Source organism: Martinezella sp. CNPSo 3957 (genome assembly GCF_057784395.1).
Map to the genome: position 1 here is coordinate 85,844 of NZ_JBXSOU010000006.1, position 13,838 is coordinate 99,681.

The 13,838-nt window shown below is 56.2% G+C and carries 10 protein-coding genes and 4 pseudogenes; 6 read left to right on the plus strand and 8 right to left on the minus strand.

Going from position 1 to position 13,838, the window contains the following annotated elements:
• Positions 1–8: 8 nt before the first annotated feature.
• Complete coding sequence (locus AC13QE_RS16215) at positions 9–1,295, minus strand: nucleotide sugar dehydrogenase (RefSeq protein WP_488484423.1); 1,287 nt, start codon at positions 1,293–1,295, stop codon at positions 9–11.
• A 261-nt stretch (positions 1,296–1,556) separates the two neighbouring features.
• On the opposite strand from AC13QE_RS16215, the gene AC13QE_RS16220 reads away from it, so the two are divergent.
• Both AC13QE_RS16220 and AC13QE_RS16225 read left to right on the plus strand, forming a co-directional pair.
• Positions 1,557–1,745, plus strand: a complete 189-nt coding sequence (locus AC13QE_RS16220) for a hypothetical protein (protein WP_112410931.1) — start codon at positions 1,557–1,559, stop codon at positions 1,743–1,745.
• A 305-nt stretch (positions 1,746–2,050) separates the two neighbouring features.
• Complete coding sequence (locus AC13QE_RS16225; RefSeq protein ID WP_488484424.1) at positions 2,051–2,767, plus strand: antitoxin Xre/MbcA/ParS-like domain-containing protein; 717 nt, start codon at positions 2,051–2,053, stop codon at positions 2,765–2,767.
• A gap of 121 nt (positions 2,768–2,888) precedes the next feature.
• Here AC13QE_RS16225 and AC13QE_RS16230 read toward each other — a convergent pair.
• The 5 genes and pseudogenes from AC13QE_RS16230 to AC13QE_RS16250 form a co-directional block, all read right to left on the minus strand.
• A pseudogene (locus tag AC13QE_RS16230) lies at positions 2,889–3,399 on the minus strand (recombinase family protein); the annotation flags it as partial.
• On the minus strand, positions 3,389–4,492 hold the full coding sequence (fic, locus tag AC13QE_RS16235) for a protein adenylyltransferase Fic (RefSeq protein ID WP_488484425.1): 1,104 nt from the start codon (positions 4,490–4,492) through the stop codon (positions 3,389–3,391). The pseudogene AC13QE_RS16230 and the gene fic, both read right to left, overlap by 11 nt.
• A gap of 444 nt (positions 4,493–4,936) precedes the next feature.
• Positions 4,937–5,032: pseudogene (locus AC13QE_RS16240) on the minus strand (IS481 family transposase); the annotation flags it as partial.
• 23 nt (positions 5,033–5,055) lie between these two features.
• On the minus strand, positions 5,056–5,286 hold the full coding sequence (locus tag AC13QE_RS16245; RefSeq protein ID WP_349958979.1) for a conjugal transfer protein TraD: 231 nt from the start codon (positions 5,284–5,286) through the stop codon (positions 5,056–5,058).
• 49 nt (positions 5,287–5,335) lie between these two features.
• The gene (locus tag AC13QE_RS16250) at positions 5,336–5,560 is read right to left on the minus strand and encodes a TraC family protein (RefSeq protein ID WP_488484426.1); all 225 of its coding nucleotides are present in this window, start codon (positions 5,558–5,560) and stop codon (positions 5,336–5,338) included.
• 191 nt (positions 5,561–5,751) lie between these two features.
• On the opposite strand from AC13QE_RS16250, the gene traA reads away from it, so the two are divergent.
• From traA to AC13QE_RS16270, 4 genes and pseudogenes are all read left to right on the plus strand, one after another.
• On the plus strand, positions 5,752–9,636 hold the full coding sequence (gene traA, locus AC13QE_RS16255) for a Ti-type conjugative transfer relaxase TraA (protein ID WP_488484427.1): 3,885 nt from the start codon (positions 5,752–5,754) through the stop codon (positions 9,634–9,636).
• Positions 9,637–9,675: 39 nt separating this feature from the next.
• A pseudogene (locus AC13QE_RS16260) lies at positions 9,676–9,804 on the plus strand (transposase); the annotation flags it as partial.
• A gap of 16 nt (positions 9,805–9,820) precedes the next feature.
• A complete protein-coding gene (locus AC13QE_RS16265; RefSeq protein ID WP_488484428.1) occupies positions 9,821–10,066 on the plus strand; it encodes a hypothetical protein in 246 nt (81 codons plus the stop codon).
• Between the two features lie 85 nt (positions 10,067–10,151).
• Positions 10,152–11,432: an ATP-binding protein gene (locus AC13QE_RS16270; protein ID WP_488484429.1), complete on the plus strand. Its 1,281-nt coding sequence runs from the start codon at positions 10,152–10,154 to the stop codon at positions 11,430–11,432.
• A gap of 608 nt (positions 11,433–12,040) precedes the next feature.
• Here the strand turns inward: AC13QE_RS16270 and AC13QE_RS16275 are convergent.
• Positions 12,041–12,166 (minus strand): annotated as a pseudogene (locus AC13QE_RS16275) (IS110 family transposase); the annotation flags it as partial.
• A gap of 93 nt (positions 12,167–12,259) precedes the next feature.
• Positions 12,260–13,321: a nucleotidyltransferase family protein gene (locus AC13QE_RS16280; protein ID WP_488484430.1), complete on the minus strand. Its 1,062-nt coding sequence runs from the start codon at positions 13,319–13,321 to the stop codon at positions 12,260–12,262.
• Positions 13,322–13,838: the final 517 nt, after the last annotated feature.

Sequence of the window (13,838 nt, forward strand, 5' to 3'; positions counted from 1 at the left end):
TTTCGGCCTTATAGGCTCCAGACCGAATGACCTTCCAGCAGAGGATTGCTCCGATCGAGAGCTGCCTTCACGTCGATGACGACGCCGTTTTCGCTCAAGAGATCGAGGATCTCTGCGGCACCTTCGGCCAGATAGGCTTGGTGAGGAACGGCAAGCACGACGGCATCAAGCTTGCCGAAGTCCTGCAATTCCCTGAGCTTTATGCCGTATTCCCCCTCCGCCTCCGAGGTGCTCGCCATCGGGTCGTGCACCAGCGGTTCCAGGCCGAATTGGTGCAGTTCGCTTATAATGTCGGGAACGCGGCTGTTGCGCAGGTCGGGCACGTTTTCCTTGAAGGTCAGGCCGAATATGCCGATCCGGGCGCCATTGATCGGCTTTTTCGCCGCGACCAGCATCTTGATGAGCTTCTGGGCAATGAAAGCGCCCATCCCATCATTGATGCGGCGGCCGGAGAGGATGACTTCCGGGTGATAGCCGAGCTCTTCAGCCTTGGCCGTTAGATAATAGGGGTCGACGCCGATGCAGTGGCCGCCGACAAGGCCCGGGGTGAAGGGCAGGAAGTTCCATTTCGTCCGCGCTGCCTTCAGCACGTCGGCCGTGCGGATATCCATTTTCTCGAAAATGATCGAAAGCTCGTTCATCAATGCAATATTGACGTCGCGCTGGGTATTTTCGATCACCTTGGCGGCTTCGGCCACCTTGATGCTGGGGGCACGGTGGATGCCGGCCTCGACTACGGCGCCATAGATGGCGGCGATCCTTTCCAGCGTTTCCGCATCATCGCCGGCGACGACCTTCACGATGCGCTCGAAGGTGTGCTCCTTGTCGCCGGGATTGATGCGTTCCGGCGAATAGCCGACATGGAAATCGTTGCCCTGGCGCAGTCCGGAAACCTCCGCCAGCACTGGGCCGCAGACCTCTTCGGTGACGCCCGGATAGACCGTCGATTCATAGACGACGATCGAACCTTTGCGCAAAACCTTACCGACCGCACGGGAGGCGGAAATCATCGGCCTGAGATCCGGCTGACGGTTTCGGTCGATTGGCGTCGGCACGGCGACGATAAAGATATCGCGATCGCGAATATCCTCGATCTCGCTGCTGATGCGCAACCCGCTTGACCGTAGCCTCTCGGCAGAAACCTCCCGGGTATCGTCCTCGCCTGCTTTCAGCGCGGCGACGCGGGACGCCTTGATGTCAAAGCCGACCACATCCTGGAATTTTTCGGCAAGCGCAATCGCGACAGGCAGGCCCACATAACCGAGGCCGATAACGGCAATTTTTTCGTTCAACACAACATTACCTCGAACATTCCGCCTGAATTAGCCCGAATTCCAAGCCGATGTCAGCGCCTAATATTTGCCTTGCGGATCATTTCAGGTGTGAATCCCATGAATGTGATGACCGATTAGCCACCTTGCAATGGCCCGAAATACGGCCTTGTCGCAGGTTTGGCCGCAGCGTTGGCGCAGATGCAGGGGATGCCTATCGAAATTTTCGGGCTTCGATCCCATTTATCAGGGTAAGACCCAATTTCTCTGAAAGCGTGGCTCGCGATGCGAAACAGCTATCTTAAACAACTGCGCACCCAGCGCGAGCAGCTCGAAGCCAGGCTTGAGCTGCATATAGCGCGCTATTGTTTCGGCGAAGGCGAGGTGGACGACGGTACCGAAGCGGAGCTCCGGCAACGGATCGAGGAAATCTCAGACGAGATTGCGGCTCTCGAGGCCGAGCGCGGGGAGTAAGATTTGCGCGCGGCAGGTTCGAGCTGCCTCGAGCTGTCCGGATCGGTTTTAACGCTTACAAAATAGCAAAGCCGGTGGCGGCGATTCTTGCCGGTTTTGTCTTCGCCTGTCACGACCGCTGACACAATGTTCTCGGAAGTTTTAATGCTGCCGTGCACGACTCGTGAGAAAGCGAAAGTCGCGTTCATTTCGGCTCATCGGCTTCAGTGCCGCGGACCTGTTTTGCAGTGTTTTAATATATCCAGCAATCTGGACAATCTGGACAATCTGTACTATCTATCACCGCGGATGATAGGAGCAAGAACGTGGTTACATCCGTCAGAAAGTCGTCAGCAGCCTCTCTGTCCGGGTTGAACCCGGCGGCCATTGCCGATGTCGTCGAGGTCCTCGCCCGTCATAATCCACGTCTTTCCAAGACGGCGCTTGCCGCGACGGGGCGTGTCGTCGCCGCAGTCATCGCAGCAACCGCACGTCTTGCCGCCGACCAGCAACGCCGGATCGTTGCCGACGAACGCGAGCTGGCGCAAGCTGTCGAGATCGCGGTCGCTGGCCTCGTCGCGGAACCTGGCGTCCGCCTCGCGCCGCTTGCAGTTGGCAAGTCCGTCGAGGCTAGCCAGGGTGCCGGTCTTCCCGCGCCCATCAATCTCGATGAAGGAAGGCGCCGCCTCGCAGCTTTTGCCGAGCCGACACGTCTCGAAGACTGGGCCGGGCCTGTCGCGGGACCTGCCGAGATCGAAAAGACATTTGGTACGAAACGGTCGACCCTGCACGACTGGCAGAGACGTGGCGCGGTGATTGGCCTGCTGAAGGGCGAGCGCAAGCATGTCTTTCCATTGGCGCAGTTTGTCGATGGACGCCCGGTGGAGGGCATGGCTCAGGTGACGCGGATCATCCGCAATTCCCGTGTTGCATGGCAGTGGTTGATCCAGACAAAGCCTGATATAGGCGGCTCGCCGCTGAATATCATGAAAAGCGGCCGTCTGGACGAGGTCCTTGCCGCGGCCGAGCGTGATTTCGGCTGAAACTGTGAAGCTCGATCCCACAACAGTTGCCGATCTCGCGCTAGCGTTTCGACCGCATGCTTGGCTACGCGTTTTGCCACGTAACCATATGACGACGCCACTCGGCATGGGCTTTGGCAATAGCCGCTTTCCGCACCGCAGTCATTTTTGGTAAGGCCTCCGGGTTCTTTCTCGGAGGCGGGGTCGACTGGAAGTCCGCCCTTTGTTCTCGCGGCCTTGATGCCTTTTGCTCGTTCGGAGATCAGCGCGCGTTCGAGCTGCGCAACGCCGCCAAGCACTTGGCGCGAAAACATGCGCTGCGTTGTAGAACTGTCGATCGGATCTTGTAGCAATCGGAAATGCGCCCCCTCCGACCGAGAGATCCTCGATGACCTCGAATAGATGGCTCAGCGAATGAGCCGAACGATTGAGGCGTACGGCAACGAGCGCGTCTCCGGTATCAACGTTGCGCAGGCGCTTTGCCAGGGTAGTGCCGCCCGGGCAAGGGATTGGACTGAACCCTGTTCTTGAACAATGATCTCGCAGCCGGCCGAGCGCAGTTCAACTTCTTGGGCATCCGTTGTCTGCTCTCCTGTGGAAACGCTAGATAGCCGATCAGGGGAAACTTGCCGTTCCTGTGCCTCATTGATCATGCCGTGCTATGGCTTGATCACGGAGGAGGGCGAGTAACGCCGGATTGATATAGAGATTTTCTCGTCCGGCTTTGATTTCTTGGAGTAGGCCGGCTTCGACGAGAAGCTTAAGATAGACTGATGCGGATTGCCGCTTGGCGATCTGCGCCTCAACGAGGTCGCCGATCCGGCAATAAGGGTTCACAAAGATTACTTCTGCGAGTTCTCGCGAATAAATCCTCGGTATATCCCGCCGAATGCTTTCTGCCGTCTCGTTGAGAAGATCGCGAATAGCACGAATGCGAGCTGTCGACCATTCCGCTGTGTCGCGAACTGCTTCCAGCATATAGAGTATCCAGTCCTCCCAGGCGCCCTCCGTTGTCACGGCCAATAGCCGGTCATAATAGGCTCTTTTATTGCCAATGATGTAGCGGCTAAGGTAGAGCACTGGGATGTCGAGTAGTCCTTTGTCGACGAGATAGAGCAGGTTCAAAACGCGTCCGGTGCGGCCATTGCCATCGGTAAATGGGTGAATTGCTTCGAACTGATAGTGCATTACCGCAAGGCGGATCAGCGGATCGATATCCTCGGCCTCGTGGATGTAGCGCTCCCAGTTGCTGAGCTTTTCGCGTAGCAGCGCCTGCCCTTCAGGGGGCGTGTAAATTACTGCGCCGGTTATCTCGTTCATTAGGGCCGTGCCTGGCGTTGACCGAATGTCGAGATCGACGCCCTTGATCGTTCGGCAGACAGCAACTGCAGTAGACGTCGAGACCGGCCGGTTCCGGAGCGATTGAAATCCTTCGCTGAGAGCCGTGCGATAACGAAGCGCTTCCTTTGTCGCCGGGTCGGCGTGATTGCCGACTTCGTTTGCAAAACGGAAGAGCCTGTCTGTTGTGGTGACGATGTTCTCGATTTCGGAGCTTGCTTGCGCCTCGAGTAGCGGGATCGAGTTGATCAGGATCGACTGGTTGGGAATAAGCTGTCCTGACACCCGCAATTCCGCGAGAGCGGCTCGAGCGGCGATGCAGGCCTTGAGTATTTCCTTCGTTTCAACGTCTGAACGCGGGGGCAATGCGGGAAGATCGTTGTAAGGGCGGTCAGGGCGAAACGTCATGTCGATGATTCCTCATTTCATCGACATGCAGCGGGTAATATGTCGACGGCATCGACACATTGGCAAATTATGTCGATGAAATGCAAATTTATCGACATATCTTTCGGCTTACAAGCGGTTCTCAAAGTGTTTTACGATCAAAACCGAGAGCCATAGAGCGCGCCTTCCGACAAGGGTAGGCATTAAATCCATCGCGTCCGCCAAATGCGCATCAGGAGGCTTTGATGGCCAAAACCGCACAAATCGGTGGTTTCGCAAGAGAGCCACTCCCGCCCCGCTGTTTGATCAGTTCCTGACGCGAGAAGTGGCTTAGTGACAATTCTTGGCCACGATTATTGATGAGATCTGTCCGTCAAACGGCTCCCACGGATCGATCATTCAGTCGTAGTTTAGTTACGCAATGTATAAATTGCAGGAGACGAGCAACATCCGTACGCAGCCGCTTCTTTGTTTGCTCCTTGTTGCCTTCGACGTTGGTAATCGCGAAATTCCGTGACGCTGAAGGCCTCGATGTAAAGATGAACATGTCAGAGGGGGTATCGTCGGCGGGATCAAAGCCTGGGTCAAACATCTAGATCCTTGCTCTCCGAATTATTCATGCGTGCATCGGCTCGGAACGCTTCCATACCAATCTTGTGAAGCTCGCGATACTGCGCAGTATCTGGCGGGATCCGGCTGGCCTCGATCAAGGCGCCGAGCAGGAACGCGCGATCGGCTTTTCTCAAGCCAGCCTTGATGATCAATCCGCCGAAGATCATCTTTTCGCGCGATTCGCGCTTGCGATCGTTTGTCATATCGCGCTGCCGCCTTCGTTCGAGAAGCATAATCCGCTGATCGAGCCTCTTAAGCGGATTCGCCCGCTGTCCTTTTTTCGCCGTCGCGAAATCGCGCTGTGATCTCGGCGAGAACCTCATTGAGCTCGGCGTCGGAAATGTCCAGTTCGGCGAGACCGGCCCTCCGTGCCGCGCTAGCGAAACGTTCATTGGCCTTGGCGACCATGTTCTTTCGTTTCTCTCTGAGCAGCTCGATCTGTGTGCCGATCTCGGAGACTGTGGTTCTTGCACGCATACCTGCCCTTCCTTTCATCAGAGTCGAGTCCGCCGGCACCTTTTATACTGAATTAAATACGGTAGTCAAATCGGCTGAAATAATATAGGAAAGTGGAATTCACCTCGGAAAATGGGTCTCTTTCGAGGCCTTTTCGCCAAGTGTCTTGATATCTGCCCGGTACCGAGGTGCCAGAAAGGATAGAGTCAAATTTGGCTATTATGTTTTTGAGAGCGAAATTGATCAGCCGCGGAGCGGGGCAGAGCATTGTCTCGGCTGCGGCCTATCGTCATCGGACCAAGATGATGGATGAGCAGGTGGGGATTAAATTCCGCTACTCGGCAAGGGCGGACGAACTTATCCATGAGGAACTCGCTCTGCCCGACGATACGCCGGCATGGTTGCGAGTTTTAATTGACGGACGATCGGTTGCCGGCGCCAGCGAAGCGCTCTGGAATGCTGTCGATTGTTTCGAGAACCGGCGTGATGCACAGTTAGCCCGCGAGATCATCCTTGCGCTTCCAAACGAGCTCAGCAGTAAGGAGAATATCGCTCTCGTGCGCGACTTCGTTCGCGAGAACCTGCTGTCGCGTGGAATGGTGGCAGACTGGGTCTATCACGACAAGAAGGGCAATCCGCACGTCCATGTTATGACCACGCTGCGTCCACTGACCGCGGAAGGATTTGGGCCAAAGCACGTCGCTGTCGTCGACGACCGGGGTGAGCCGCTGCGCCTCAAAACCCCCGATAGGCCGAAAGGAGCAATTGTTTACCGTCCGTGGGCAGGCAACAAGGAAACGATGGAGGAGTGGAAACTTGCCTGGGCTGAAACGGTAACGCACCACCTAGCGCTTGCCGGTCACGATATTCGCATAGACGGTCGCTCCTACGAGGAGCAGGGGTTGCGGGGAATGGGGCAGCGCCATGTCGGTCCTGCACGCACGGCCCTTCTACGCAAAGGTGCCGATATCCATTTCGCCCCTGCGGCATTGGCGCAGCGTTACGAGGCTGCGGATCGCCTCGCTGCCGACCCCGGTCTATTGCTTAGGCAACTCAGCAACGAGCGCTCGACTTTCGATGAGGCCGAGATCGCCCGTGCGCTCCACCGCCACGTTGATGATCCAATCGTCTTTGCCAATATCCGCGCGAAACTGATGGCGTCGGATGATTTGGTAACGCTGCGACCGCAGCAGGTCAGTGCGGAAACTGGTGGGGTCGAGCTGCCGGCAGTCTTCACGACGCGCGCGACGATCAGAACCGAATTTCACATGGCGCGGTCAGCATTCAATCTCTCGAACATAGGTGGCTTCGCGGTATCGTCATCCCAGGTTGATGCTGCGATAGGTGAGATTGAGGCAGCGCCAGACAAGGCCATTCGCCTCGACCCTGAGCAGGTCGATGCGGTTCGACATATCACGGCCGATAGCGGCATTGCCGCAGTCGTCGGTATTGCGGGCGCTGGCAAATCGACATTGCTGAGTGTGGCACGTCTCGCCTGGGAAGGAGACGGCAGGCGCGTTCTCGGAGCAGCGCTCGCCGGCAAGGCGGCGGAGGCATTGACTGATAGTTCCGGGATCCGTTCGCGTACGATTGCCGCTTGGGAGCTTGCCTGGAAAAACGACTATGACCTGCTTCGGAAGGGCGACGTGCTGGTTCTGGACGAAGCTGGCATGGTTTCGTCGGAACAGATGGCGCGTCTTCTCAAACGCGTCGAGGATGCCGGCGCGAAAGCGGTTCTTGTCGGCGACGCGATGCAACTTCAGCCGATTCAGGCGGGGGCTTCCTTCCGTGCCATCGTTGAGCGCATCGGCTTTGCCGAATTGGTCGGCGTTCGCCGCCAGAGACACGAATGGGCGCGAGAGGCGTCCCGTCTGTTTGCCCGTGGAAATGTTGAGGAAGCCTTGAGGGCCTATCGCGCCCATGGCCATCTCCGAGAAAGTGACACGCGCAATGATGCAGTTCAGCGCATCGTCTCCGATTGGGCCAGCGCTCGCCTTGATGCCATTGCAAAGGCTGAAGTCGAAGGCCGTAAGTTGCGTGGCGACGAGTTGATGGTTCTCGCCCACACCAATAGCGATGTGAGACGCCTCAACGATGCGGTCCGTGCGGTCATGTTGCACCAGGATGCGCTTGGGGAGGGTAGGTCGTTTCGCACAGAGCGCGGCATGCGTGAGTTTAGCGAGGGAGACCGGATCATCTTCCTGGAAAATGCGCGGTTCGTCGAACCCAAAGCCCCTCACCTTACCGTTCAGCATGTCAAGAACGGCATGTTTGGAACGGTCATATCGACAGCGGGTCGAGGAGGGGAACCATTTCTTTTTGTTCGGTTGGACAGTGGTCGGGATGTCCTGTTCTCCGAAGACACTTATCGCAATGTCGACCATGGCTACGCCGCAACGATTCACAAGACCCAAGGATCGACCTTCGACCGCACTTTCGTGCTGGCAACCGGCATGATGGACCGACACCTGACATATGTTGCCATGACGCGTCATCGCGAGCGTGTCGATCTTTATGCGACAAGGGAAGATTTTCAGCCCAGGTTCGAATGGGGCAAGACGGCACGCGCCGAACATGCCGTTGGCATTACCGGCGAGCTTGTTGAAATCGGACTTGCGAAGTTTCGCAAGCGGGACGACGCTGATCCTTCTCCGTATGTTGACGTCAGAACGAACGATGGAACCACGCATCGCCTTTGGGGCGTCAATCTGCCAAAGGCGATTGAGGCGGCTGGCGTCGGTGTCGGGGATAAAGTGACCATGCGCAAGGAGGGGACTGAAAAAGTTACCGTGAAAGTGCCTGTTATGGATGAGGAAAGGGGCGCGAGGCACCTTGAGGATCGTGTTGTCGACCGCAATATTTGGACGGCATATTCAATTGATAAGACCGAGGCTCGGATGGATCAACTTGCCGCCGAACATCGCCCCCCGACGCTCTTTGCGCAACTGATTGTGAGGCTGTCGCGCCCCGGCGAAAAGACGACGACGCTCGATTTCGAGAATGAGCCGTCTTATCGATCCGTGGCTTTCGATTTCGCAAGGCGGCGCGGCATCGACGCTATCGCGGATTATAGTCACGCCGTCGAGGCACAGGCGGAGCGCCTATCCAATTGGTTCACCGTACAACGTGATCAGGTGGCGCGGCTCTGGCAACGGGCGAACGTGCCCTTCCGGGTCGCAGTCGAAACTTCAGGGCGGAATGCTGCTATTCACGCAACCCACGACAAAGACGCGTTGCCCGCGTCAGTCGCAGATGCTTCTAGTCTATTGCCCGCTGGGAAATCCTTTAGCCGATCAATTGCGGAAGATGGGCGTCTCGCCCAACTCGCATCTCCTGCGATGTTGCCGGCGGTCACGAAATTCAATGCAAGCCTCGACGAGGAGGCGCGAATGCGCGTGACCGAGACTGAGCATTACAAACAAAAAAGAGCAGCACTCGCCGCGACGGGATCCGTGATCTGGCGCGATCCCGCGGCCGCCGTGACGATGATCGAAGATCTGGTGCGCAAGCAGATCGACCCTGAGCGTATTGGGCGTGCCGTCGCCACAGAGCCAACGGCCTATGGCCCTTTGCGCGGTAGCGGCAGAACGATGGACAGGCTGCTCGCTGGTGGCCGGGAGCGCAGGAAAGCACTGCAGGCGGTTAACGCTGTTGGTGCCGACATTCACTCTCTTGGTCGATATTACCTGAGCGCTTTTGAGACCGAAAAATCGGCGGTCGTCATCGAGCGGCAACGGATGGCAATAGCTATTCCTGGGTTGACGAGAATTGCCCAGAATGAGCTGCGGCACATCACGTCTGAGGCTGAGAAGAACCCGCGCGAGCTGGCACGATTGGTCCGGTCTTTGTCGCCAGATGTCCGACGCGAATTTTCTGTGGTCAGTAAGGCACTTGATGCTCGCTTCGGACCGGGTGCAATTTTGCGCAACGAGGCTGATGTTGCCAACATGGTCCTGAAGTCTCAGCAAACTGTCTTCAAATCCATCCTCGGCCAATTGCGCACAATCCAGCGTGCCGTCGCTATAGATAGGACAGAAGAGATTATCGCTGAGCGCCAACGTCGAACGATCAACCGCGCCCGTGGTGTTGATCGTTAAGAATGTCCAGAGATTTTAAAGGGAAACGACAAGCTCAGGATTGGCGATCCCCGACGGGTAAACCATAGCAGGGCCTATTATGCCGAGGACGGGATCGACACAAACCTGATCGAAAGCTTCTTCTCCCGCGCGGAGCGCTCGTATGTAGGCATTCACTACCTTTTTTCGGTGAAGTACCTGGTACATGGCCATGGTCGCCTGGAAGGAGGCCACTCGCTATATAGGGTTGCATTGGCAGCTTGCCGACGTGCTGTGCACCGTCACCCACCGCACGACGTCGGAGAACCTGTGCGGCTACTGGCAGGGCGCGGCAGAGCGCATCGAGGCGCAAGTCTGGACCGAGAAGTCCAACGCGTACAGACAACTCCACCATGGCACTATCGACGATTCCACCAGCATCCTATTGATATTTTTACCATGGCCATATTGATACTTTCACCAGATATCTATTGACACTTTTGCCATTACGCTATTACAACTTTCGCCGTATCGGTTCACTGAGAAAAAGAAGCGTTATGGACGAGAGTCTTCTCCCGCGTCATCTGCAGCCCCAACTTAGAGCCGCACTTACATCGGCGCGGGTGGTAAATATTATTGGACCGCGTCAGGTCGGAAAGACGACACTGGTACGTGATCTACTGACCGTTGGAAAATTTATCACCTTAGATGACGAAGGTGTGCTTGCTGCTATTGAGGCTGATCCAAAAGGACAGCTGGATGCCCTTTTGGCTGAGACGAAAGCAGGCCCCCTCATTATCGACGAAGCCCAACGATCAACGAAATTAGCTTTGGCGTTGAAGAGAATCGTGGACGAAAACCGAGCAATGGGTCAGTTCGTCCTGACAGGCTCATCCAACGTTTTCATTTCCGCGCACGTGGCGGACTCGTTGGCGGGCCGGGTTCATACAATGACGATGCTTCCAATGAGTGTCGCCGAAACAAAGCGCATGGGGCCAGCGAAAATTCTCGACTGGGCATCGATGAACGACCATCCCGATCCGCTAGACCTGCCTAAACCAGAAACGTTGTCCAGGGTACAATACATCGACTTGATAGTCGCAGGCGGTTTCCCCGAGATACGAACTCTGGAAGAGCGCTGGAGGCAAAATCGGTACACAGACTACGTTGACAGTGTCGTGGAGCGCGACGTTGCGTACATCTTAAAAATACGAAAATCAGACGCCATGAGGCGCATGATCGATCAACTAGCGACGCGTGTCGGAAACGAGCTGAATATAGACGAACTATGTTCAAACATCAGCTTACAAAGAAATACCACCGAGACCTATCTCGATATTCTAACTAAGCTCTCTCTATTGCGACGATTGCCTGCGTGGACCTCTGGAGAGTCCAAGCGCGACATACGCCAACCAAAAATCCATCTTGTGGATACTGGGATCGTCGCGGCATTGAGGAGTATGAACGCTCAGAGCTTCAATATTGGCGCGAATCCCACAGCACTCGGCGGCTTGTTCGAAAATTTCGTTTTCAATGAAATGTGGAAATCGCTCCCCCATCAGATGCGTCAATGGCGGCTTTATCATTGGAGGCAAAGGGCGCGCGAGATAGACATCCTTGCTGAGTCAGACAGAACGATTATCGGCTTCGAGATGAAGACATCGACTACGGTTGAAGCAAAGGACTTTCAACATCTGCGCTGGTTTCGAGACGAAGGCCCAGGTATGAACCGTCCCTTCGTCGGCATCGTTATCTACATGGGGGAGCGCGTGCTCAGTTTCGGCGAGAACATATTCGCACTCCCTCTGTCGATATTTTGGTCATTCAATGACAGTTAGCCGAGTGGGGTCCCACCTTACCCCTCGGACGCTTACCCGGTGATCTCCCACAATCTACGACGACCATCGGAAGCACCTGACGAACGAACTGGCCCTGTCTGCTCCGTTCGTTCGAGCAGGCCGGAGAACCGACCGGCAAGGTACGGACTAAGCCCGCCGATCTCGGCCGCAAAGACTTCTCGTTCAGCAAACGGTTTTCAAATCCATCCTTGGGCAATTGCGCACGATCCAGCGTGCCGTCGCTATAGATAGGACAGAAGAGATTGTCGCTGAGCGCCAACGTCGAACGATCAACCGTGCCCGTGGTATTGATCGCTGAGAACGTCCAAAGATTTGAAAGGAAAACGACAGGCTATACCCGAGTCCGTATCGTGGAGCCGCCTTTTGGTCGTCCAACAGAAACGAAGATGCGGGTTGTTCGGCTGGTAATGAGTAGTGGCGAGATGGCGACAGACCTGAATGCGGGTTTTGGAGGAGCGTCGGGCGCTAGTGGAATAGAGGGTGCCTTTCGCGCCGGCGCATCAGCTGTCGCCTAGGAGCGGCTGTTCGTTCGGGCAGGATCGAAGCCTAGTGCCGGCCACGGACGGGCCGCGCTTTCGGTTCAGATCAAAAAATCCAAGCAGCTGATCACGCCGAAGATTCTTGCGCAAAAGCGCGCTGCCAGTTCTATCAGAGCAATGGACCTGAAACACATTCTTGGCCAGATCCAGTCCGATAATACTAACTTCTGTCATCGACGCTTCCTCTAAATGGTGACCAACGTCTCCATTCCGGCACACAGATGCCGTCGGGGCCGTCCCCATCAGAGCCGGCAGCTGCCCTTTCCCCTATCCCGCGTCATTTTCATCGATGACTTTCATCAGCCGATTAGCCGTTTCATTGGGGATCATGGAAAGCGCTTCGGTAATCGCCTCTCGCCAAGCCGGTCCTCTCGCCCAAGCCTCTTGAAGAGCATCCTTCATATCGTTGAATCGGCGCACTTGCGCCATGGCCTCGATCAGTGCTGTCGCCTGATCGAGGTCTTTCTGCTGCTTCAGAAAGCTATCGGCCGTCTTAATCCGCCGCGTGGCGATGATCAGCTTATGAATGGCATACCGAGCCGGGTCGGGTATGAGGACTGACACCCCGGCTTGATGCAGCAAGACCGTCCGCACCGGCTCGTAGATCAGGAAATCGAGAAACCGGAGCGGATCAGCCGAGGCACCGCCAAGGGCGGGCATTTCGGCAGGCTTGTCCAGATAATCGTCTGATCCTCGATTCCCGGTCAGGAATTCGACGCGGTAGCCGTCCAGCGTCCGGAAGGCCGACGATCGCGGCGAGCCCGAGTGATGCGGGATCGGCTGGAATGTCTCGTCTACCGATCGTAGCAGATCGAGGATAGGGGGAAGGCTGTCTTGCACTTCGTTGGAGATTGCAAAATCTTGCGCGAGATCAGCGTCACCCGTCACCATGGAAGCGGAAGGCAGACGGACACCGAGGAGGCCGGAGTAGCATTGATACGCGACTGTGCCGATGAGGACGCCACGCAGCCGGAAGAAACCCGCATTGGCGAGAACTTCAATGATGTCCCCGGCCCTATTCTCAGGTCTAGGAAGTCCACCTTCACGGATCAACGTCCGAACGAGCTTGCGGCGTGACGTGAAATCATTCTTTAGCGCCTTGAATTGCGTAACCCTTTCAGTGATCGCGGCATCATCAGCAGGACCGACATAGCGGCGAGTTTGGCCGCCCTGCCCATCGGGTTGATCGAAATACCAATATTTGCGATCTTTCACCGTGACGGAGACAAAACGGCCGTCGGCCGGGAAGTCGGAAACGAAGCTGGCATCGAAAACCCGTTGACCAAGTTCGGCTAGGATCGTTTGATACATTGTGTCGAGGCGGTTCATCGGAAGCTCCGTTATACTATTTTGCAAATCTAGTATAACGCCGCCCATTTCTCAATCAAAGATACCAACGAAGATGCCGCAACGTGCTTAGGTCTGCCAGTTTCGCGATGCCTTGACCCAGATTTGCATTTGAGGCTGATCCGGTCTGTCGCGAAGATGCCGTTGACGAAATTGCGATATTGGAATCCAGCCAGGGTCACGATGAAACGCAAAGTTGGGTGAAATTTCGGCGCACATGAACAGTGTTTATGAGGCCGCGCCGCAGTTGGTTGCGAAATTCAACGTGTTCAACAAGCCACGACGACCCAGTTGAATCGATAGTCCTGCTGCGGCCCTTATCCGACGGGCTTGGACGAGGAGGTGCACAAGACGCGAGAAAACTGCTGGAATCGTGAAGCGCTGCCTCCTACCGTCTTTGTGACAGACGACCAGTTGGGCACGTGGATGCAACTTTGATCTGCAGTATGCCGCCGCTGTCCGATCGGCGTTGCACGGCGATGTTTCGTTTCCCGCCACG